A 21238-nucleotide genomic window follows, 5' to 3' on the forward strand; every position below is an offset into this window, starting at 1 on the left:
GGAGAGACACCGCTATGCTAACACCTTATCCGCTGCAATTCCAACCTGAATTCAAAGAAAGAGTGTGGGGAGGCCGTGCCCTTGAATCATTCGGGCTGACCCCTCCGCCAGGACACATTGGTGAAGGCTGGATGATTGCTGATCATCCGAACGGGACCACAACCGTACTGAACGGTCCGCTTGCTGGCCAAGGACTCGATGTGATCCGTGAGCAGCTTGGCAAGGACTGGCTCGGCAGCAAGGGCGTATCCGAACAGGGAGGGCGTTTTCCGCTCCTGATCAAGCTGCTTGATTGCAATGATGACCTGTCCGTCCAGGTGCATCCAACGGATAGCTATGAAGGACTTCCTCCAGGGGAACTCGGCAAGACCGAGATGTGGTATGTGCTGGATGCCAAGCCTGATGCGAAGATCATCTACGGCCTGCGCGAAGGCGTGACCCGGGACAGCATGCGTGAGGCGCTTGAGTCAGGCACCATTATGGAGGATCTCAACCAGGTATCGGTTAAGGCTGGAGATACATTCTTCATTCCGGCAGGAACCGTACATGCCCTATGTGCTGGAGTCGTGGTAGCAGAGATTCAACAGAACTCTGATACGACTTACCGCTTATATGATTACAATCGTCCTGGGCTGGATGGTCAGCCTCGTGAATTGCATATCGAGGATTCGCTGAATGTGACTTCCTATGATAGTGCAGGGGCTACGATGATGGAGACTTCAGGAGCTGTGGCAGGTCAATGGCTCACTCTGGCTTCCTGTGATTATTTTGTAGTGGAGAAGGGTATTGTAAAAGAGAACTGGGCATTGACTACACATGCGGACAGCTTCACAATCCTCGTGGTCTGTGACGGAGAAGGTACCCTGACCTGGGATCATGGAGCAGACTCCTTACCTTACAAAGCCGGAGATTGCTTCCTGCTGCCAGCAAATCTGGGGTCCTACGAGCTGAATGGCTCCAATACCGTGCTCCGATCCTATCTGCCTTAAATCTTACTGCCCAAGAGGGAGAAATACATGCGAGCATGGCTGTATACAGCAATCGCTTCTCTGATGAGACTATAGCTGGGTACAAGGACGTGGATGACTGATGCAAAATGATACATTTGTAATGTACGATCATGAAGGAATTGATATTTTCGTATATCGGTGGATGCCAGATGGAGGTGTTCCACTTCGGGGAATTGTGCAGATTGCCCACGGAATGTGCGAGACTGCGCTTCGCTACAAGGGGTTGGCTGAACAGCTAACCGCACATGGATATGGCGTGTACGCGAATGATCATATTGGTCATGGCCGTACGGCCAAGGATGCGAATGCGCTCGGCAATCCTGGGCCTGATGCTTTTAATCGTATGGCACACAACATGATTGAGCTGGGACAGGTGGCTGCCAAGGAGCATCCCGGACAGGACTTATTTTTGTTGGGTCACAGCATGGGCTCCTTCCTCACGCAAAAGGTCATGTACGCACGGCATGAGAGCTACAAGGGCTTTATATTATCGGGGACCAACGGCAAACGCAGTCTTGTGAGACTAGGTGAACAGCTTGCTCTCATGCAAGGAAAGCTTCAAGGAGCCAACCACCGTAGCATGCTGCTCAATGCCATTGTCTTTGGCGGCTTTAACCGTAGCTTCCGTCCGGTGCGGACTGCCTTCGATTGGCTATCGAGAGATTCTGCTGAGGTGGACTCCTTCATCAATGACCCGCTGTGTGGGGCGATCTGTACTACGGATTTCTTCCAGTCGTTCTTTCATCTTTTGCAGGAAATACATCTACCTGAGAATACAAGACGGATTGATCGCACAAAGCCTGTCTACATCTTTGGCGGGCAACGAGACCCCGTCGGGCTATTCGGCAAAGGGATCATGAATCTGGTCAATATGTACACAGCGCTAGGGATGGAGCAGGTCGATTATAAGCTCTATCCCGAGGGGCGCCATGAGATGCTTCATGAGATCAACCGCAACGAGGTCTACCATGATATTCTGCACTGGCTGGAGCATCACGGCTCCCCGCAGTATGCCCTTTCATCTCGTGTTGATGACAATGAGACAGGAATCTCTATGTAGACTTCGGGGTCGTGTACTCAAATTAAAACATATGATTAGCACAGGTAGACACAGGTATAATTGAAGCTTGGATCCTAACCGATTCAAGCTTTTTTTAGCTCGGACAAGAGTAGGAAAGACTGCTCGAACGAAGGAGAAATGTTGCTATGAGTCTTGAGTTGTTCTCAAAATTAGCTAACAAAGCTGACCATGATCTTATAACAGGGATACTGCAGAGCCTGCAGGTAAAGCACGACTACAAGCAGGTATATCATTCCGAGTATGGGGCATATGGGTTTATTGCACAAACGGAGTCGTATTCAATTCATACCCCACCCCTCTTTGAACTCAGCATCTTGGACACTCAAATTGTATTATCTGTATTTGGCGGTTTACACGAGCAGCTACGGATTGTTGAACAGGTAAGTAGTACATTTACACAATATGGAATTTTTATTGATTTTTCTGAAGAATGAATATGATCAGTACTCGAAGATTCTCAAGGCTTGAACAGGCATAAGTGTAATCACTCGCCATAAATCACCAGCTCATTCGCTCACGCAATGAGGTGATATGAGCCGTATGATGCCTGCTATGCCAGGAGTACAGGTACAAGTTCTCCTCTAGGCTGACGGTCTCACCAGAGGCCGGGTGAATGAACGTCTTAGCGAACTGCTCATCATTTAGAGAACGCAGTAGCGTCACCCAACGATCATGTACTCCCTCCAGAATGTGAAAGGACGGCTCCAGACGAGTAACACTTGCATCCGGCAGCTCCGCCCAGCGTCCCTCATCATATGGCTTAATGACTGGAACCTCCTCTGTTAGCGCCAGCCGAAAGCGAACGTAGCTGTTCAGATGACTATCCGCCACATGATGCACAACCTGGCACACCGTCCAGCCCCCATGACGATACGGCGTGCTTAGCTGCTCGTCAGTCAAGCCCTGAACCGCAGTACGCAGACGGCGAGGCAGCTCTTCTATATCCTGAATCCATGCCTGACGTAGCTCCTCTGTCACTTCATGCGGCATATTGGCCTTTCCAATCGGGTATCTCAAATCCTTCTCCATATTAATACCCCCCCTTTATTTACAGGTACAATTTGATTATAGTTTCATTGTGTGTACTTCGCTCTTAATTCCATGGTAGCCTGCAAACAAATGTCTATAGGTATTCGTTTACATATAAAGGCCCGGTTGGGATTAAAGATGCCATTCTCTTTCGTCTTTCACTTTCATACTCCACCATCCATCACTGTGGGTCTACATTTCCGGCCTGTCACCTGCTCATTATGCATTGGGTTTACTATGAAGGCATTGGGTTCATTATGAAGCAAGGCAGACCGCAATATCGGCCTGCCTTGGTGTCATTCATTCTATATTCAAGATTATCCTTCGAGCAGCAGGGATTCCGGATCTTCCAGAAGCTCCTTGACAGCCACGAGGAAGCGTACAGCTTCGCTTCCATCAATGATACGGTGATCATAGGACAACGCGATATACATCATTGGACGGTTCTCCATCCGTTCTTCATCAATAGCGACTGGGCGAATTTGAATTTTATGCATACCCAGGATACCTACCTGTGGCGCATTCAGAATCGGCGTCGAGAGCAGGGAGCCGAACACGCCTCCGTTCGTAATTGTGAACGTTCCTCCCTGGAGATCGGACAGTGCTAACGAATTGTTGCGTGCCTTGGCAGCGAGCTCAGCAATATTCTTCTCGATCTCTGCGAAGCCCAGACGGTCTGCATCACGCACAACCGGAACCACAAGACCTTCTTTGGCAGATACGGCAATCCCGATATCGTAGAATTTCTTCACGACTACATCATCGCCATCAATCTCGGCATTGACCATCGGATATTGCTTCAAGGCACCTACGACCGCTTTCGTAAAGAAGGACATGAATCCGAGGCCTACATCATGCTTCTCCTTGAATTTGTCCTTGCGACGCTTGCGCACATCAAGAATCGCTGTCATATCCACTTCATTGAACGTAGTCAGCATGGCAGCTGTCTGCTGTGCTTCAACCAGCCTCTTCGCAATCGTTGCTCTGCGGCGGCTCATGCGCTGGCGTTCCACTGGCTTGGAGCCTCCCTCAGTTGTCGGCGCAGATGCAGCTGGCTTGGTAGCAGGCGCAGAGGACGCTGGCGTTGCTGCTCCCTGCTTCGCTGGAGCATGCCCCTTAACGTCATCCTGATAAATGCGGCCCATAGGGTCCTTACCCTGCACCTGATCCAGCTCAATCCCGCGTTCACGAGCAAGCTTGCGTGCAGCAGGCGAAGCCGTATGCTGTCCATTCTCTGGTGCTGGTGGCGTTACAGCTACTGCTGGCTTGCTCTCGCTAGTAGCTGGAGCCGTAGCCTCAGCTGGCGGAGCTTGAGGCGCAGGAGCTTCAGAAGCAGCAGCTCCTGCTGTTGACCCGGAGCCAGCACCAATCGTACCAAGTGCCTCGCCGATCTCAACAGTATCTCCCTCCTGCCGCAGAATTTTCTCAATAACGCCTGCTTCTTCAGCACTAATTTCCAGATTAACCTTGTCTGTCTCCAGCTCAAGCAGCACATCTCCCTGAGATACGCTATCTCCTTCTTTGACATGCCATTTGGATATTGTTCCTTCAGTAATGGATTCCCCCATAGCAGGGACTAAAATCTCGCTCACAGCTGTCTACCTCCCCAACGGAATATTGTTCGTGGTATTTAGTGGCTTCAACGCATTCTGAATAATTTGCTGTTGCTCTATGCTGTGTACATGCTGGTATCCGCTGGCCGGGCTTGAACGCTCCGGTCTGCCTGTATAGCGTACCTCAACTTGCTGAGGAGCGACAGCACGTAGACGAGACTCCATAAACGTCCAGGCTCCCATATTCTTAGGCTCTTCCTGTACCCATACCAATTCCTTCAAATGGGACATTCCCTCAAGCGCCTTGCGAATCTCGGCTTCCGGGAACGGATAGAGCTGCTCAACACGGATAATGTGAACCCAATCCCGATCCTCTCCAGCTTCCTTGTCCAGCGCTTCCTCCAGATCCACTGCGATCTTGCCGCTGCACAGAATGACGCGTTCCACACGCTCTGGGCGGGCACCAAGACCCTCCTGTTGCAGGATCGGACGGAACTCACCTTCACTCAACTCGCTGGCTGGAGAAGCTACACGATTGTTCCGGATGAGACTCTTCGGTGACATCATAATCAGCGGACGAGCCTGATCCGTGTTACCAAGTGCCGCTTGGTTACGCAGCAGGTGGAAGTATTGCGCTGCACTTGTCACATTTGCTACGACCCAGTTATCATTAGCTGCCAATTGCAGGAATCGTTCCAGACGAGCACTGGTATGCTCAGGCCCCTGTCCTTCGGCGCCATGTGGAAGCAGCATAACCAGATTCGATTTCTGCTTCCACTTCGCTCTTCCAGCCGAGATGAATTGGTCGAAGATTACCTGTGCACAGTTGGCAAAATCACCGAACTGAGCTTCCCAAATAACCATGGTCTCAGGCGAATACACATTATATCCATACTCGAATCCAAGAACGCCTGCCTCGGACAATGGACTATTGTAGACGGCGAATGATGCTTTGGCCTGTGGCAGATGATGCAATGGGCAGAAAGTCTTGCCATTCTCTACATCATGCAGCACCAGATTACGATGTGCAAATGTCGCACGCTCAGCATCCTGTCCCGTCAGTCGAATCGGGCGGCCATCCGCCAATATGCTCGCAAATGCCAGTGTCTCCGCAAGGCTCCAATCAATCTTCTCGCCTTCCTTGAAGGCATTCTGACGACGCTGCAGAATTCTGGCCAGCTTCGGATAAGCCTTGAATTCCTCTGGCCACTTGAGCAAGCCTTCATTCAGCTTCTTCAGCTTGTTCAGCGGTACTGCCGTCTTCTGCTTGAGCTTATCCTGTTCAGCCGCTCGCAGCTCTACTACAGGCTTCTCCTGAGGCTGTGTCTTCGCCTCCTCGTAGGCTTGCTTTAGCCGATTCTGAACTTCCTCAATGCGTTGCTCGCTATATTCCTCGCTGATAACTCCCTCAGCAGCCAGCTTCGTGCTGTATAGCTTGCGAGATGTTGGATGGCTACGAACCTTCCGATATACCAGCGGTTGCGTTGTCTCTGGATCATCCGATTCATTGTGACCGTAACGGCGGTAGCCGATCAGATCAATCAGGAAATCCTTCTTAAAGAGATTCCGGTACTCGCTAGCAATTCTTGCCGCAGCCAGACAAGCCTCCGGGTGATCTGCATTGACATGAATAATCGGAATCTCATACCCCTTGGCCAGATCGCTGGCATAATGGGTGGAGCGTGAATCACTACTGTCTGTTGTGAAGCCTAGTCGGTTGTTCACAATGATGTGTAATGTGCCTCCGTTACTGAAGCCAGTCAGATTCTTGAAATTCAGTGTCTCCGCTACAATCCCCTCACCAGGGAAAGCAGCATCACCATGCATAAGAATGGTAGCCGCGCGGTTCACATCCTGCTTCGGATAGCCCGGCTCACTGCGATCCTCCTGTGCTGCGCGTGCAAAGCCCTGTACCACTGGATTAACATATTCCAGATGGCTTGGATTGTTAGCTAATGTAATCTTGGCCTGGACAGATTCCCCAGCCTTGACGAGACGATCAGCACCGAGATGGTACTTCACATCCCCCGTCCAGCCAAAGTTGATCCCCATCGATCCCTCCGAAGGAATCAGGTCCTTGTTCGGGGAATGATGGAATTCGGCAAAAATTTTGCTATATGGTTTGCCGAGTACATGAGCCAGCACATTCAAACGGCCACGGTGTGCCATCCCAATCAGAATATCGCTTGCCCCGCCACGGGTCATTTGACTAACGATCTCATCAAGAATCGGCACAAGCGTATCATTGCCTTCAATGGAGAAACGCTTTTGCCCCACGAAGGTCTTATGCAAGAACTCCTCGAACTGCTCTACTTCAACAAGTCGATTCAGGAGCTCTTTACGCTCTTCGTTCGTCAACGAGGTAGATGACCAGCCCTCTTCAGCCTTGCGGTTCAGCCATTCGCGTTCCTTCTCGTTATGGACGTGTGAAAATTCAAAGGCCAGAGGCCCTGTATAGGCTGTACGCAGCCGTTCAATTGCTTCCCAGCCGTTCAGGGTATCCGAGGATGCCCCGTCCCAGATCAGAGAAGCAGGGAATTCCATCAAATCTTCCTTGGTCAAGCCATAATATTCCGGCTCCAGCAGGCCTTTATCTGCCTCTGGGCTCAGTCCAAGCGGATCAATGTCGGCTGCCAGATGGCCATATGAGCGGATATTGGATACCAGCCGCCCGGCTGTAACCGCTTTCTTCAATAAGTTGGGATTCAGTGCTTGTGAAGTTGCTGGCCCTGGGGCTACAGCCACTGGCCCAATTCCTATTGCTGATTGAGGCGGCTCTCCCCATTGCTCAAAGAGCTGACGGTCTGCCGGATCTACGGATTCCGGGTCCTGCACATACTTGTCATATTGTTCCTGCACATAGCCTAGATTTGGTCCGTAATACGTTTGCCATGGCACCGGTCTGCTACTGTCTGCCATCGTCATCTCGTTCCCTTCGTCATGTTTTGGGATTCATCGCTGGACGGAATCAACTCATATGGCTTGCCAATCAACCTATTCCTATGATAACTCCGACCGTTGTGTCATTTTCGAGTATGTTTTCCGCTCACTCACTATTGCCCTATTCATACTTTATATAGTGCGCGTATCGTATCTTATATACGCCTCTTCAGGAAGTAATCTAATGTTTTTATAAGCGCTTTCCTTCCTCACCTTACATTGTATTAATTTTTCACCGCGATAACATTTCCTATTTTTCAACATATTAATGCGAATTTGAGATGAATTCGGCTGTTTCAAATGTACAGCGCTCGTAACCCTTGCCCCATATGAAAAAAAGCCGACCTGAGATTGTCTCTCAAGTCGGCTTGCTGGTGAATCAGGTACCAAATTGGGCGGTATGCAGACGGTGATATACACCACCAGCCTCAATGAGCTCCTGATGACTTCCTTGCTCAGTAATGCCCTGCTCAGTTACGACTATAATACGGTCAGCATTCTTGATCGTGGCAAGGCGGTGCGCAATGACCAATGTCGTGCGCCCAACAGACAGCTCCGCAAGTGATTCCTGAATCGCTGCTTCCGTCTCGGTATCCAGTGCCGAGGTCGCCTCGTCCAGGATCAGGATCGGTGGATTCTTCAGGAACATGCGGGCAATAGCCAGCCGCTGCTTCTGTCCACCAGACAACTTCACGCCGCGCTCACCAATCATCGTCTCCATGCCATCAGGCTGGGAATGGATGAATTCGGTTAGCTGGGCACGTCTGGCTGCCTCCCAGATCTCCTTTTCGCTGGCATCGAGCTTCCCGTAGGCAATGTTATCACGAATCGTACCCGCGAACAGGAATACCTCCTGCTGCACAATCCCGATCTGTCTCCGCAATGAGGATAGGGTCATATCACGGATGTCAGTACCGTCGATGCTAATACTGCCGTCTGTAACATCGTAGAAGCGGGGCAGCAGGCTACAAATAGTCGTCTTGCCCGCACCGGATGGACCTACGAACGCTACCGTCTCTCCTGCGCGAATGTCCAGATCAATCTGGCGAAGTACATTCTCCTTACCCCCATAGCCAAAGGAGACTCCACGATAGCGAATATCACCGTGCAGATGATCAACTTCTGCAGCTCCAGCACGATCTGCTACCTCCGGGTCAGTATCCATCAGCTCAACATAGCGCTTGAATCCAGCAATTCCCTTGGGATAGCTCTCAATAATCGCGTTAATCTTCTCAATCGGACGGAAGAATACATTGGATAACAGGATAAAACCAATAAATTCACCGTACGTCAGCTCGCCACGAATGACGTAAAATGCACCGCTGAGCAAGACGACCAATTGAACCAGGCGTGTTAACATATAGCTTACAGACAAGCCCTTGGACATAATCTTGTAGGCCATCAGCTTGGCTGCACGGAACCGCCCATTGTCCTTGTTGAAGCGGGATTTCTCATATTCTTCATTTGAGAAGGCTTGAACTACACGAATTCCGCCAATCGTATTTTCAATACGTGAGTTGAAGTCCCCAATGCTGCTGTACAGGCTCTCAAATGCCTTGGTCATCTTCTTGTTGAAATAAATCGACAGCCAGATCAACAGCGGAATCATGATGAAGATAATAATGGCCAGATCCATATGAATGAAGGACATCAGGGTGAACGCCCCGATCAATGTCATCACTGCAATGAACAGATCCTCGGGACCGTGGTGAGCCATCTCTCCGATCTCATTAAGGTCATTCGTGACCCTCGACATCAGACTCCCCGTCTTATTGTTGTCAAAGAATCGAAATGACAGCTTCTGCATATGCTCGAACAGCTTGCGGCGCATATCAGTCTCAATATTGATACCCAGCATATGTCCCCAATAGTTAATGATGAATTGCAGCGCTGTATTCACGATGTACACAGCCAGCAGCCCGGCACAGGCCAGCAAGATCGGACGCCACTCTCCCAATGGTAGCAGCTTATCTACCACGTAATTCACCGCCAGCGGGAAGCCAAGCTCCAATAAGGCGACGAAGACTGCACAGGAGAAGTCCAATATGAACAGCGTCTTGTAAGGACGATAAAAATCAAAAAAACGACCTAGCACACACTCACCTTCTTTTTTCAAATAGATATGGTTCAACGACATTCCTACGTCAAATAACCCGCCAACGCACACCCGTCAGCAGGGTATTCCTGTGATTTCTGTGATCTAGTCGACCCATGCGCTGCTTCTGGGCAGAAGCATACAATACACAAAATAAAGCGAAAATCTTCATTGCTATGTAATGACTTGATCTATTTCGATTATAGTAGGTGATTGCAAATGCTGTAAAGGATTAATTGATAATCTTTCTCATTAAAATTTGAAGGGTATCGTGGTCATGTCTGTCAAAGAGTAGCCTCTCAACATACTCATGAATCTCATTACGCAAAATGATAATACTCATTAAGTTCTCTTGAATACAAAAAAGACCACGCCCTGAAATGTAGTTAATCCATTTAGGGAGCAGCCGTCTCTAGCTACAATGTGTCCCATGATAGTTACCCATGCGTCCCATCATTGAGATGTCTTATATCACGCGAAACTACCACGCTGTTAGTTCAATGATCGGAGTAGCGGGATTCGAACCCACGACCTCACCCACCCCAAGGGTGCGCGCTACCAGGCTGCGCTATACCCCGATGTTCAGTGCATCTTGCAGGACTTATTTCTTACGGTTCATTCTCATCAACGAAAATCCAGCACCGGCAAATATGAGACTGCACAACAAATACATGAGTGTGAGCGCACTACTGTTCTGTGCAGCTTGCCGCATCGGCTCCGCTCTGGAGCTTAGATTCTGACCAATTCGTTTATGTTCTACTTGCGGTTCTTCCTCAACTGTTGAATCGGGACCAGTCAACGAGGATTCCAATCCTGAACTAAGCTCAGGCCGTGAATCAAGTCCAAGCTCACTCGCAGCATGCTGTCGCTTCAACTCTCGGGATGGTCCGAGAAACGATGCCACATTCTTCTGCTCCATACCCATAGAGTACGCTTTCAATTTGTAATCTAGAACCTGCTCATACAGAACTTCACCTGTTCCCGTCCACAATCCACAGCACAGTAACACACCAATAACTATTGTGCAGCTCACTTGTGCTCCTCCTCCTACAAGACTAATTGTTCAATCTACACAATTCGTGGAGACTATTCTCCAAAAAGCAGGTAGCGATCAGCAAGTAAGTCTATCCGAGATCGGGTGGCAAGCTTGAATGCGGGTTGGATACACTTTCCAGTTTAATAAATAAAACGCTTACATGAAGTTACATATATCACATTCCTGCAATATATCTCACTATACCGCACTACATCTAACTTCATCTAACTTCATCTAACCTCGCCTAACTTCTATATCATAACACTAATAACACCTAGCTCCATCTCTCGGATCTCCATAACCTTCGTTACTACATTGTCAGACGAAGTACACACTTAGGACCATCAAACATCCCTATAATCACCTTACACTGCCCACTGTAGGAAAACCGTTCACCAAATCCAACACGAACTTAAGAACACGAAAAAAGACCGTCCGAAGACGGTCTCTCTACCCGTGGCGCTAATTATTCATTGATCCGTATCCCGCGCCTCCAGCAAGTCTGTTGATTAGATATTGCTGGACCGGGTAAGGGATACGCTCAACATGTGATTACTAATGTTGACGCACCTCCTTTCCTGATAAGACAACTCTATCACAGCAGCAGGCAAATTACTAGTAGCTAGGCGATAAATTTTTCGCATTTATGTAATAAATTTATATTTTTCTTCCTTTCTCCTTAGAGGTATCAAGATCATGACTTGTTTGACTATTTATAGACGTTATTATATATTATCTATATATTAATAAACAATATGTTGAGGTGTTATCATTTATGGAGCATGCCGAACGTTTTTGGAATGCAGATATCAGCGAATTGAAGCAAGGCTATACCCAGCAAGGCGAGCAATATATCTGTCTACTGTGCGGAAGAACTCATGAGCAGGGAATTATCTACCCTTATGGGGATACTTTACTGGATGCCGAGCGTTATACGCGCCAGCATATCGTAGATGAACACGGCTCCGTGTTCGAATACTTGATCGGTCTGGATAAGAAGCTCACTGGATTGACAGATCACCAGAATCGACTGCTGGGCTTATTTCATGACGGAAAAAGCGACGCTGAGGTTCAACAGGAGATGGGAATCGGTAGTGCCTCAACGATTCGTAATCATCGCTTTGCCCTGAAGGAGAAGGAACGACAGGCCAAGGTATTTTTGACCATGATGGAGCTTCTTAAGGAGAAGGATCATCATGCCCCGCGTATGGTATCCATCCCGCCTAAGCCTGGCATGATCGATGATCGGTATAACATCACCGAAGAGGAACGCACTAATGTACTTGGCAAATACTTTCCAGACGGAACGTCTGGCCGTTTGAAGAAGTTCACCATGCAAGAGAAGCACAAGCTGATCGTGCTGCGTGAAATCATCGGACGCTTCGCTCAGGGCCGGCGCTATACCGAGAAGGAAGTCAACGCGATACTCAAGGACATCTATGATGATTATGTCACTGTTAGAAGATATTTAATCGAGTATGGCTTCATGCAGCGTGAAGCCGATGGCAGCCAATATTGGCTGACTGAATAGAATTGGGAGTGAGAATAATGAATCGAAGACGAGAATTAATTGAACAATATAAGGAAATCAAGATTGAGGCAGGCGTATACTGCATTCGTAACACTCAGAATGGAAAATGCTTCGTGGGTTCAACACCGAATCTGAAATCCCTCAGTGGCAAGCAATTCTCCCTGAATGCCGGCTCAGATCTAAATCGGAAGCTGCAGCAGGAATGGAAGGAATACGGAGAGGACACCTTCGAGATCGAAGTGCTAGAGCTACTTAAGAAGGAGGATTCACCATACTTCGACGCCAAGGATGCACTCAAAAAACTGGAACAAGTCTGGCTTGAGCGCCTTCAGCCTTTCGGGGATAAGGGCTATAATTAGGCTTCGGACACCGGCTGTTGATGTTAAGACCAAAGGCAGCGAGGCTATTGTCGTTCACTGACAATAGCCTCGCTGCCTTTTTTTGACCGCACATCGTTAATTAAACGCTGCTCTTTATTCACTATGAACCATATCTATGAATATAAACTTCCAAATTGTACTCATAAGATATACCCTATCTACAGTACTGCACAATTTAACTTCATTAGTCCTCACGATAACTTCGTAAATTCACAATATAACTGCTATTAGTTCTCAAGATAATTTCGTATGCTCATATTTGTTCCCCGAAGACCGAGCCTATCATCTCGACGGCAGCAAGTGCTGTCTTATTCGCCAAATCAAGTACGGGATTCACCTCTACGAACTCAGCGGAGATGAGCATACCTGATGCTGACAGCATCTCCATAGCCAAATGACCTTCACGATATGTGATGCCGCCAGGGACAGGCGTCCCGACACCCGGAGATTCGTTGGGGTCGAGGCTATCCATATCATAGCTCAGATGGATACCATCCGTACCAGACAGACGCTCTAATGTCTCCTCCATGATTCGTCCCATCCCTTTGCGGTCCAGATCATGCATCGTAAACACGGTCACCCCCAGCTCACGCAGCAGCAACCGCTCCCCAGGATCAATTGAGCGTGCTCCTATAATTACGACATTGCCTGGCTGTAGCGTGCGTCCACACTGCCTGATCCCCGTCAAACGTGGATCTCCGTATCCAAGGCAGACAGCCAGCGACATCCCATGAATGTTGCCAGAGGGGGTAGTATCTGCTGTGTTGGCATCTACATGTGCATCGAACCAGATGACACCAGGACGGGGGACATGCTCTAGCAGTCCCTTGATCGTACCAATCGCAATACTGTGATCCCCTCCCAGCACCAGAGGCAGCTCTCCTTCACGGATCGTCTGCGATACCAGCGCAGCCAACCGGGTGTTGACTCTACGAATTTCATGCAGATGCTTAAGGCGTTCATCAGTCCTTTCCTCAAGCCGCGGCTCACGAACGACCAGATTGCCACGATCCACCACATGATATCCAAGCGACTCCAGCTTCTCCTGTACTCTCGCACAACGGATGGCACTAGGACCCATATCCACACCACGTCGTCCCGCTCCCAGATCCATGGGTACACCGATGATCGATACAGTTTTTTTGCATACTTCAAGCATGATATCGCCTCGCTCCGAATCACCTGCAGTATACGGTGAAGTATACTCATCCATATGCAGGATATTGTCCAGAAGTTCGGCAACGACGGCCTTATAGAGACAACAACCAGCGCTCCTCCGTCAGCAATCGGCCAGATAACAGCTGGTCCCGTGTTTCTACCGGTTGAAAGCCACTGGCAGTATACAGCGCCCGTGCTCCGATCAGTTCGGCATTGGTCCACAGGATGACCTTCTCCCACCCTGCCTTCCGGCAAAAATGTAGCGCATGCTCCATCAGAATACGTCCATAGCCGTTACCTCTGGCCTCTGGCTCCACAAGCATCCAGCGTAGCTGAGCGCAGTCGCCCTCGGAAGCTGCCTTGATGATGCCGATACACCCTTGCGGGCAGCCCTCCTTCTCCAGCAGCCACATTCCCTCTCGAGCAGGATCATGGTGACGATCAAATTCGGATACCGTGTGCTTGACGAACGCCGTAAAGGTATCATCATAACGGTATTCCTCAGCGTAAATACGTGCATGTGCTTCGATTACATAATGCAAATCCTCCTCGGACGCATACGCTTTAATCTGCACTTCATGATCTGGAAAATGTCCGTTCCGGACAGACCGATTCACTTGAGCAGGATCATACTCCTTTTGTTCCCTGAGATTCTGCTCACTTAAATCAATCCAGTATCTGCGCACCAGATTGCCGTTATCCTCCCGAAAATCCGAATCGCGCTGTCCTCTCTGGCCCTCAATGGTATGGAAGGATGCCGCATTAGTATCATCGCAGGTAAGCAGGACCTTCTTCAATCCTAGCTTTGCTGCCTCGATTAGCGCCAATCTTAGCATCTCGCTAGCATAGCCCTTGCCACGTGCTGAGGGACAAAGACCGTAGCCAATGTGGCCCCCACGATTCAGCATCCCTGGTCCCAATTCATGTCGAATGTTCGCCGCCCCAAGCACATGCTGCTGAGGATTAACAAGCCAGTAGGTGGAGTTATTGACCCGCCCCTCCTGCTCGCCCGCCTGTTCATCTCCGCCCAGCAGCGCCAGCATTTCTTCGAAATCCTCTGGATTCCGTGTGATAACCCAAGGGACCATTCGCTCACCACTAGCTACCCAATTCTCGTAAAATCTCAGATACCCTTCCTGCCATTCCAGAGAAGGCCGAACCAACTGCAGCTGCACCCTCTACACCCACTTTCTATATCTGAATCTTCTATTTTGAACCTCCTATTACTTAACTCTCTATCTAAATCGGATCAGCCAGTCATAACCAAGCTATAGAATCATTCTCCAGCAAAAATATCTTCTGCCTCCCATTCCTGCTCAAATTGCTTCAGAAACCCCTCCATATAAGCATGTCGACGATCTGCAGCCTTGCGAGCGGCCTCAGTGTGCATAAGATTACGCAGCTTGAGCAGCTTCTCGTCAAAATGCTGAATGGTCGTCCCCTGATGACTGCGATACTCATCCTCCGTTGCAAATTCCTGAGCTACTGTGCCCGGCTTATGCATAAGTCGCCCCCGAGACCCTCCATAAGCAAAGGCACGACCAATTCCGATGGCGCCGATGGCATCCAGCCGATCCGCATCCTGTACAATCTTGCCCTCCAACGTTCCCAGTGGCACGCTATGACCACCACTGTAGGACATATTTGCGATGATATCCATAACATGTGCCATGTCCTGTTTGTCCAGGTCTCGCCCTTGCAGCCAGTCCTGCACCTTGTTCAGCCCCTCTTCCTTGGAGGGATTCAGCTTGGCGTCCGCTACATCATGGAGCAGAGCTGCCAGTTCACAGATGGTTACATCGGCCCCTTCCTGCTTGGCAAGAGTCACAGCCATCTTCCTCACTCGATAAATATGCCACCAATCATGCCCACTACTATCGTATTGAAGCTGGTCCTTTACGTATTGCTCAGCCTGCTCCAGCAGTGCTGTCTTGTCTTCCGATTGCTCCAGACTCATCGTTATCACTCTTTCCCGAATATGTAATGTAGTAGCGCTTACCTGCTTTCTGCTAGCCACCATGCCCTGCAGATCTGTTCAACCTGAAATCGGATTCGGGCAAGGTACTCCCCTTCAATCTCATTCTATTGTACAGGCTGGAATAGTTCAGCCAAGTTATTTCTGACACAGCATCCCCGTCCTGAAGCCGCTCATAATAGCCTTATGAGGGAGACGTAATCAGGACGGGGATGCATGGGCTACGCTTTTTTTCTCTTTTTACGGAACCAATAGATGACGAAGATCAGCAGACATACGGCAATGAATGCATATGTAACGTTAGAATATACGTCCATGAAGGCCAGAATATCCTCCCAGCGATCTCCTAGTGCCGCACCGATCGATACGAGAATGACATTCCAGATGAGGGTACCTATCGTGGTGAAGAATAGAAACACCCAGAAATTCATACCGGACATTCCCGCCGGGATCGAGATCAGACTGCGAATCAGCGGTATCATCCGGCAGAACAGCACGGTCCAAGGACCATATTTATCAAACCAGGCATCCGCTTTGCGAATATCCTCTTTTTTGACTCGTAAAATATGCCCCCAGCGCTCTACGATGGTCCCCATCCGCTCCACGCTCAGAATACGACCCACTCCATACAGAATGACAGCTCCCAGCACAGAGCCAATCGTTGCTGCAACAACTACACCGGGCACAGTCAGCTCCGATGTTGTGGTCATAAAGCCGCCGAAGGTCAGGATCACCTCAGACGGAATGGGCGGAAACACATTCTCCAAAGCAATCATAAGCATAATGCCTAAATAACCGTATTCCTCCATAAAGGACGTAATCCAGTTCTCCATAACTCCCCCTCTGTCCAAAGACGAATAAGATAGTACAATTCTACCAAGAATCAGAGGACTGGAGCAAACCCACCAAAGTAGTATTTGAAGGGGGCGTACGGTCTACCTTGCTACGAATTGGAGAACACCAATAATGAAGAAAAATAATGAAAACACAATTGGAATTCCTACCAGCACAATCAGGATAATTAACAGCCTCTTGGTCGTTCGATTCCTCTGCTCCATGATCTGCTCTATATGTGTGAGTCTTGAATTAATCTCTCGCAGTTGATGCTCTTGATCCATTATGTAGCCTCCTTATTTGGATGAACTTTGTTCCTGCTTACACGTTAACGTTATGCTGAATAGGTGAATCACATGAGTAGAAGCTCACTGTGTACGTTTACTTCAGTCCGTTATTCAATCCTTATCGACAATTTTCCAACTGTCACCCTCCTGCTTTCCCCGTTGAAGTACATAATTGTAATCCAGCTCATCTTCACTTCCGTAACGCTTCTCTTTGATAGGGACCACCACCTGGAAGACATTCCGCTGCTCTTGAATCTGAATATCTCTTACCACTCTTGTATGGCTCACCCGGTAGGACGGAATCCCTTGTAAAGGAGTGTTCGAATGCAATAGCTTCAGGTACTCCTCCTCATTACCTGCATTTAAAGATTCCAGACTACGATTAATTATGGAGATCACCTCACGTTCTTCTCCTGTATAGGCATCCTCATTGATATATACCGGAGAAGGCTCCATCGGGGCCTGTACTGGCGAATTCGTATGACAGCCGCTAAGAAGTATAAGCAGGGCTACCAGTAGGAAGGTTTTTACATACGTCATGGAATCGCCTCCATTTTCACAATCTTATCATCATTCTACAGGATTTTCCTGTCGGATGCTGCAAAAAAACAGCAGATCGGCCTCAAGTGGCAATCTGCTGCGCATACTTCTTCACATCTAAGAGATATCCTCAAAGTGCTTAGGAATCAAGCTCATCCGTGGCGGTCGGTGTGGTCTTGGATACCCATTCCTCTGCCTCTGGCTCAATGTCCTGGCCCCGGGCCAGCTTCTTCTTCTCCATCAATGAATCGCCCTTCGGGTCTGGCTTATTCCGAACTTGATCCTCAGATAGATGCTCCATGCTCATCCTCCTTCAACCATAGATAGGGAAGACCTTGATCCTTTCAGAGTCTCCCGTTCATAGGGTATCCAAACATTCACAGATCCAACCAGCAGAGAGAGCATACACGAACAGCAAGCTCATATCAGTTCCTATACAACCAGACTGCCAGCCTTGTCTGCTCTGCGAATGATGGCTTCAACACCTGCATTGAATTCGAGATAATCCTCCTCCATACCGTCACTGAAGATCACGCCCTGCTCAGGCATTTGTGAGGTGATTCGAAGCTGCTGGCCTTGCTCAATACAGCCGCAAGCTAATTCACCACCTGTTGTGCGGCTTACAAATGGTTCCCTTACTGTAAAGAACAGCTCGGGTAAGCTCCAGCGACTATAACGGTTCATATCCATGCCCCTATTCTGCTCTATAGGCTGCTCTGTCTGTCGCTCCTCCGCACGCTGTCGTTCGGACTGTCGAAGCTGCTCGGAGTTCCATGACATCCGCTGGCCTGTTACCTGTTCTGCGACCCTTGAAGCCCCGGTCATTACACTGCTTAGCCATCCTGTAGAGCCGAGACCCGTCGAGACAATAACTCCGCTCGATGACTGGGTCTCCTGCCGACCCTCGAGCTGAAGGAGATAACGTGCAGATACGTGAGTCCTGCGTCCGATGAACAGATCATTCACAGCGTAGATGTTCTGACCATCATTTAAAGTAGCCTGTGCCAGAGTCACTTCCCGACTGGATCTATAACCCTGAAGTACATCGCGCACAACAGCCTTGACATCATGCACCAGAAAGGGGAGTAGTACACCGTCCCAGCGAAGAGGATCTGGATTCACAGCCACCAGCGGCTGGCCAGACAGATACTTCATCGTATTCGCTACAAGCCCATCCTGCCCGAGCACTACGACGATATCCTCAGGGCCGAATATAAAATTCGGGACATATGCACGATTCACCAGCTGTACTCTCCCAAGCTCAGCCAACTGCTGTTGCACGCTGGCAAGTGCTACTTTATAATCCTGATCCTCCTGCATGTAATCTCCAAAATCCGCCCCCAGACGCTCAATATAAAAGCGGGCCTGCTGCACCGTATTATAACGAACCACCAACTCCGCAAGACGCGACTTTCTGGTAATCAGGACAAACTTGGCATCCCGCTTATTTTTATTTCCATCCATCGCCCCGCCGCTCCTTCGTCGTCCGCATATGATCGCCTGACCCCTCCATCAAGCCCTGTAGCAAGTCCGGTGTAATGTTCAGCTGACCAATCTTCTCTGCGTTCTCCGCCATCTCCCGGAAGGCAATGGCAATCAGCTTATCCGGATTCATATCCATCTGGGCCATGGATTTCAGCAGAGCAGGCTCCACTCCCTCCAGTGAACGCATGACCGCTGTCAATTCATAGGCCTTGGCATCTGCTTCGGCCCTCTTGTTGGCAACAGCCAGCTCAATCAGCTCTCGCTTGCGCTCCTCCAGAAGGGTGTCGTGGTTCAATTGCTCCTCCTTCATCTCATTATGCTTTTGTAGGGCGAAGCGCTCGGATTCCAGCTTGGCCTCTTGGATCTGCCGCTTCTTGGCCTCCACAGCAATTTCGGTATTCAGCTCATTCTCCTTCACACGTCGCTCCTGCTCAATCGAGGAATTACGTCGTTCATAGAGGGCATCGTCTGCCTGTCGCAATATTTCCTCCCGTGCCTCAGCCTCTAAGGCTCGCAGTGTCTCCTTATTAGGCAGAATCGCCAGAATCGATAGACCGATTAACTCAATTCCTAGCTGCTCCAGCTCTTCATGCACTCGAAGCTCCTGCCGAATGCTGCCCGCCAGACTTTCACTCGATTGCAGTACCTCCTTTAGGGGCATATGCTCAATATGCTTCTGAATTTGCACCTTCGCCATATGAATGACGCGTTGCGACAGCTTATCCGGATCATCGGAGAGATGACGGTGCTTCCTGGGATCATAGGTATAATTCAGCAGGCGGGAGATGCGGCGAAAATCTGTAATCCGATAAGTCAATTGTCCTTGTACCGTTACTGTCTGATAATCCCGAGTCATCTCATCGAACATGAAGGGTACATCAATAGATGAGACTGGGATGACCACAATCGAAGTCAACGGGGCATAATAATAAAAGGAAAGCCCCACACCTTCTTTGATTACTTTGCCGCTTCGGAACTTCATTACATATTCGCTTGGTTGAAACTTCACAAATTTCCATCCCAGCATCATGTCACCATCCTTGATCAAGTTTGTTTCGCCATTTTGATATTAACCATTTGTTATTAACAAAATAATATCATCAAATTAACATATTATCAATACGTTAATATCACGCTATACATGAAAAATATGATGACAAAATTGTCGTTCATCGTTACGCAAATCATGGTATCTTGGTAAAGTCTTCTGCCGAAGGCTTAATTTTGTGTCAAAGGGATTGAATCCATGAAATTACATAAGTTAAAAATAGTCTCGCTGATCCTGTTACTCACCAGCGTACTCGTACTCTTGTGCTGGAGCATGCAGGACTACTATCATTCACCGCTGCCCAATAAGGCTGCACATACCCGGACAGCCAATGCGGACAGGCTGGCCCGTCATATTTTCCATACCTCAGCTACACCAGATAAGACCTATTATCGCAATCAGGTGATCGTGCTCATGTACCACGATGTCAGCCCGAATCCGGTGGACGATAAATCCATTAGTGTTGCTTCCTTTCGTGCTCAATTGGAGGCGATGAAGGCAAATCATTTTCAATGGATCTCGATGGAGCAGTATGTGAACTTCGTCCTTCATGGTGCTCCTGTACCGGATAATGCTGTCCTGCTGACCTTCGATGATGGCTATGAGTCGTTCTATACCAGTGCTTATCCTGTGCTGCAGGAATATGGCGCCCCAGCTACCAATTTCGTCATTACCGCTACAATAGACAACCCCAAGCATATTGGAGTTGCCAAGCTCTCGTGGGAGCAGATTCGTGAAATGCATGCCAAGGGAATTGATTTCTACAACCACACTAATGATTCGCACGGGTATGGTTACGTCAATGAAGAGCACACCAAACAAAAGCCGCTGCTCATGGCTCCCATTCATTTGAAGGCGCTTGGACGCATGGAGACTCAAGCTGAATTTGAAGCGAGAGTGCTGAAGGATCTTCGGACGGCCAACAGCTTGCTGGACTCACAACTGAACAATCACCTGCACGTACTCGCCTTTCCTTACGGAGGGCATAATGCAGATACGCTGCGTCTCGCCAAGAGCCTCGGAATTGATGTGACCTTCACGGTCAAGCGGGGAATCAATACCCCTGGCCAGACCAACGGCTACCGAGTCAATGCAGGCGGAATGTATACGAAGGCTGAGGTGCTCATCCAGTACATGAAGCAGGGTGCACCGATGCGACCACTGCCATTCTCAAGAGGCTATAACACCACCTCGTAGCTTCATAACCCTCACTAGCACAGCTATGCTGTGCTTTTTTCTATGCCCACAGCCCACAC

At 49.1% G+C, this 21238-nt stretch carries 20 protein-coding genes and 1 tRNA gene; 6 read left to right on the top strand and 15 right to left on the bottom strand.

The window, feature by feature from the left end; translation table 11 throughout:
- Positions 1-14: 14 nt before the first annotated feature.
- The 3 genes from K331_RS0105765 to K331_RS0105775 all read left to right on the top strand — a co-directional run bounded on the left by K331_RS0105765 (position 15) and on the right by K331_RS0105775 (position 2525).
- The gene (locus K331_RS0105765) at positions 15-989 is read left to right on the top strand and encodes a type I phosphomannose isomerase catalytic subunit (RefSeq protein ID WP_028589533.1); all 975 of its coding nucleotides are present in this window, start codon (positions 15-17) and stop codon (positions 987-989) included.
- 100 nt (positions 990-1089) lie between these two features.
- Positions 1090-2070, top strand: a complete 981-nt coding sequence (locus K331_RS0105770) for an alpha/beta fold hydrolase (protein WP_028589534.1) — start codon at positions 1090-1092, stop codon at positions 2068-2070.
- Between the two features lie 146 nt (positions 2071-2216).
- A complete protein-coding gene (locus tag K331_RS0105775) occupies positions 2217-2525 on the top strand; it encodes a hypothetical protein (protein WP_028589535.1) in 309 nt (102 codons plus the stop codon).
- A gap of 64 nt (positions 2526-2589) precedes the next feature.
- Here K331_RS0105775 and K331_RS0105780 read toward each other — a convergent pair whose 3' ends face one another.
- The 6 genes from K331_RS0105780 to K331_RS0105805 all read right to left on the bottom strand — a co-directional run bounded on the left by K331_RS0105780 (position 2590) and on the right by K331_RS0105805 (position 10741).
- The gene (locus K331_RS0105780; RefSeq protein WP_028589536.1) at positions 2590-3120 is read right to left on the bottom strand and encodes a YfiT family bacillithiol transferase; all 531 of its coding nucleotides are present in this window, start codon (positions 3118-3120) and stop codon (positions 2590-2592) included.
- Positions 3121-3437: 317 nt separating this feature from the next.
- Positions 3438-4712, bottom strand: a complete 1275-nt coding sequence (gene odhB, locus K331_RS0105785) for a 2-oxoglutarate dehydrogenase complex dihydrolipoyllysine-residue succinyltransferase (protein ID WP_028589537.1) — start codon at positions 4710-4712, stop codon at positions 3438-3440.
- A gap of 6 nt (positions 4713-4718) precedes the next feature.
- On the bottom strand, positions 4719-7598 hold the full coding sequence (locus tag K331_RS0105790; protein ID WP_028589538.1) for a 2-oxoglutarate dehydrogenase E1 component: 2880 nt from the start codon (positions 7596-7598) through the stop codon (positions 4719-4721).
- Positions 7599-7992: 394 nt separating this feature from the next.
- Positions 7993-9708, bottom strand: a complete 1716-nt coding sequence (locus K331_RS0105795) for an ABC transporter ATP-binding protein (protein WP_028589539.1) — start codon at positions 9706-9708, stop codon at positions 7993-7995.
- A gap of 504 nt (positions 9709-10212) precedes the next feature.
- Positions 10213-10286: transfer RNA gene (locus K331_RS0105800), tRNA-Pro, on the bottom strand.
- A 23-nt stretch (positions 10287-10309) separates the two neighbouring features.
- Complete coding sequence (locus K331_RS0105805; protein WP_028589540.1) at positions 10310-10741, bottom strand: hypothetical protein; 432 nt, start codon at positions 10739-10741, stop codon at positions 10310-10312.
- 778 nt (positions 10742-11519) lie between these two features.
- On the opposite strand from K331_RS0105805, the gene K331_RS0105810 reads away from it, so the two are divergent.
- Positions 11520-12275, top strand: a complete 756-nt coding sequence (locus K331_RS0105810) for a DUF2087 domain-containing protein (protein ID WP_028589541.1) — start codon at positions 11520-11522, stop codon at positions 12273-12275.
- A gap of 17 nt (positions 12276-12292) precedes the next feature.
- The gene (locus K331_RS0105815; protein ID WP_018886473.1) at positions 12293-12634 is read left to right on the top strand and encodes a GIY-YIG nuclease family protein; all 342 of its coding nucleotides are present in this window, start codon (positions 12293-12295) and stop codon (positions 12632-12634) included.
- 274 nt (positions 12635-12908) lie between these two features.
- Here K331_RS0105815 and rocF read toward each other — a convergent pair whose 3' ends face one another.
- The 9 genes from rocF to K331_RS0105860 form a co-directional block, all read right to left on the bottom strand.
- The gene (gene rocF, locus K331_RS0105820) at positions 12909-13814 is read right to left on the bottom strand and encodes an arginase (protein WP_036634315.1); all 906 of its coding nucleotides are present in this window, start codon (positions 13812-13814) and stop codon (positions 12909-12911) included.
- A 91-nt stretch (positions 13815-13905) separates the two neighbouring features.
- Entirely contained in the window at positions 13906-14988 is a 1083-nt protein-coding gene (locus K331_RS33025) for a GNAT family N-acetyltransferase (RefSeq protein WP_084165355.1), read from the bottom strand.
- A 101-nt stretch (positions 14989-15089) separates the two neighbouring features.
- The gene (locus K331_RS0105830; RefSeq protein ID WP_028589543.1) at positions 15090-15770 is read right to left on the bottom strand and encodes an HD domain-containing protein; all 681 of its coding nucleotides are present in this window, start codon (positions 15768-15770) and stop codon (positions 15090-15092) included.
- A gap of 239 nt (positions 15771-16009) precedes the next feature.
- Positions 16010-16621 carry a DedA family protein gene (locus K331_RS0105835; RefSeq protein ID WP_028589544.1) on the bottom strand — a complete coding sequence of 204 codons (612 nt, stop codon included), beginning with the start codon at positions 16619-16621 and terminating at the stop codon, positions 16010-16012.
- 102 nt (positions 16622-16723) lie between these two features.
- Entirely contained in the window at positions 16724-16906 is a 183-nt protein-coding gene (locus K331_RS0105840; RefSeq protein ID WP_028589545.1) for a hypothetical protein, read from the bottom strand.
- Positions 16907-17020: 114 nt separating this feature from the next.
- Positions 17021-17449, bottom strand: coding sequence for a hypothetical protein (locus K331_RS0105845; protein ID WP_028589546.1), 429 nt, complete (start codon positions 17447-17449; stop codon positions 17021-17023).
- Between the two features lie 139 nt (positions 17450-17588).
- Entirely contained in the window at positions 17589-17750 is a 162-nt protein-coding gene (locus tag K331_RS32160; RefSeq protein ID WP_166653243.1) for a hypothetical protein, read from the bottom strand.
- A 131-nt stretch (positions 17751-17881) separates the two neighbouring features.
- The gene (locus tag K331_RS0105855) at positions 17882-18913 is read right to left on the bottom strand and encodes an NAD(+)/NADH kinase (protein ID WP_028589547.1); all 1032 of its coding nucleotides are present in this window, start codon (positions 18911-18913) and stop codon (positions 17882-17884) included.
- Complete coding sequence (locus K331_RS0105860; protein WP_028589548.1) at positions 18900-19961, bottom strand: SPFH domain-containing protein; 1062 nt, start codon at positions 19959-19961, stop codon at positions 18900-18902. Before K331_RS0105860 ends, K331_RS0105855 begins: the two co-directional genes overlap by 14 nt.
- 219 nt (positions 19962-20180) lie before the next feature.
- On the opposite strand from K331_RS0105860, the gene K331_RS0105865 reads away from it, so the two are divergent.
- Positions 20181-21179 carry a polysaccharide deacetylase family protein gene (locus K331_RS0105865; protein WP_028589549.1) on the top strand — a complete coding sequence of 333 codons (999 nt, stop codon included), beginning with the start codon at positions 20181-20183 and terminating at the stop codon, positions 21177-21179.
- Positions 21180-21238: the final 59 nt, after the last annotated feature.

The organism is Paenibacillus massiliensis subsp. panacisoli DSM 21345, assembly GCF_000426545.1.
Lineage (GTDB): Bacteria > Bacillota > Bacilli > Paenibacillales > Paenibacillaceae > Paenibacillus > Paenibacillus panacisoli.

Bases quoted from the DNA above. Each gene is read 5' to 3' on its own strand.
- K331_RS0105765 (WP_028589533.1), top strand. From the start codon at position 15: ATGCTAACACCTTATCCGCTGCAATTCCAACCTGAATTCAAAGAAAGA.
- K331_RS0105770 (WP_028589534.1), top strand. From the start codon at position 1,090: ATGCAAAATGATACATTTGTAATGTACGATCATGAAGGAATTGATATT.
- K331_RS0105775 (WP_028589535.1), top strand. From the start codon at position 2,217: ATGAGTCTTGAGTTGTTCTCAAAATTAGCTAACAAAGCTGACCATGAT.
- K331_RS0105780 (WP_028589536.1), bottom strand. From the start codon at position 3,120: ATGGAGAAGGATTTGAGATACCCGATTGGAAAGGCCAATATGCCGCAT.
- K331_RS0105790 (WP_028589538.1), bottom strand. From the start codon at position 7,598: ATGACGATGGCAGACAGTAGCAGACCGGTGCCATGGCAAACGTATTAC.
- K331_RS0105810 (WP_028589541.1), top strand. From the start codon at position 11,520: ATGGAGCATGCCGAACGTTTTTGGAATGCAGATATCAGCGAATTGAAG.
- K331_RS0105815 (WP_018886473.1), top strand. From the start codon at position 12,293: ATGAATCGAAGACGAGAATTAATTGAACAATATAAGGAAATCAAGATT.
- rocF (WP_036634315.1), bottom strand. From the start codon at position 13,814: ATGCTTGAAGTATGCAAAAAAACTGTATCGATCATCGGTGTACCCATG.
- K331_RS0105830 (WP_028589543.1), bottom strand. From the start codon at position 15,770: ATGAGTCTGGAGCAATCGGAAGACAAGACAGCACTGCTGGAGCAGGCT.
- K331_RS0105835 (WP_028589544.1), bottom strand. From the start codon at position 16,621: ATGGAGAACTGGATTACGTCCTTTATGGAGGAATACGGTTATTTAGGC.
- K331_RS0105840 (WP_028589545.1), bottom strand. From the start codon at position 16,906: ATGGATCAAGAGCATCAACTGCGAGAGATTAATTCAAGACTCACACAT.
- K331_RS0105845 (WP_028589546.1), bottom strand. From the start codon at position 17,449: ATGACGTATGTAAAAACCTTCCTACTGGTAGCCCTGCTTATACTTCTT.
- K331_RS32160 (WP_166653243.1), bottom strand. From the start codon at position 17,750: ATGGAGCATCTATCTGAGGATCAAGTTCGGAATAAGCCAGACCCGAAG.
- K331_RS0105855 (WP_028589547.1), bottom strand. From the start codon at position 18,913: ATGGATGGAAATAAAAATAAGCGGGATGCCAAGTTTGTCCTGATTACC.
- K331_RS0105860 (WP_028589548.1), bottom strand. From the start codon at position 19,961: ATGCTGGGATGGAAATTTGTGAAGTTTCAACCAAGCGAATATGTAATG.
- K331_RS0105865 (WP_028589549.1), top strand. From the start codon at position 20,181: ATGAAATTACATAAGTTAAAAATAGTCTCGCTGATCCTGTTACTCACC.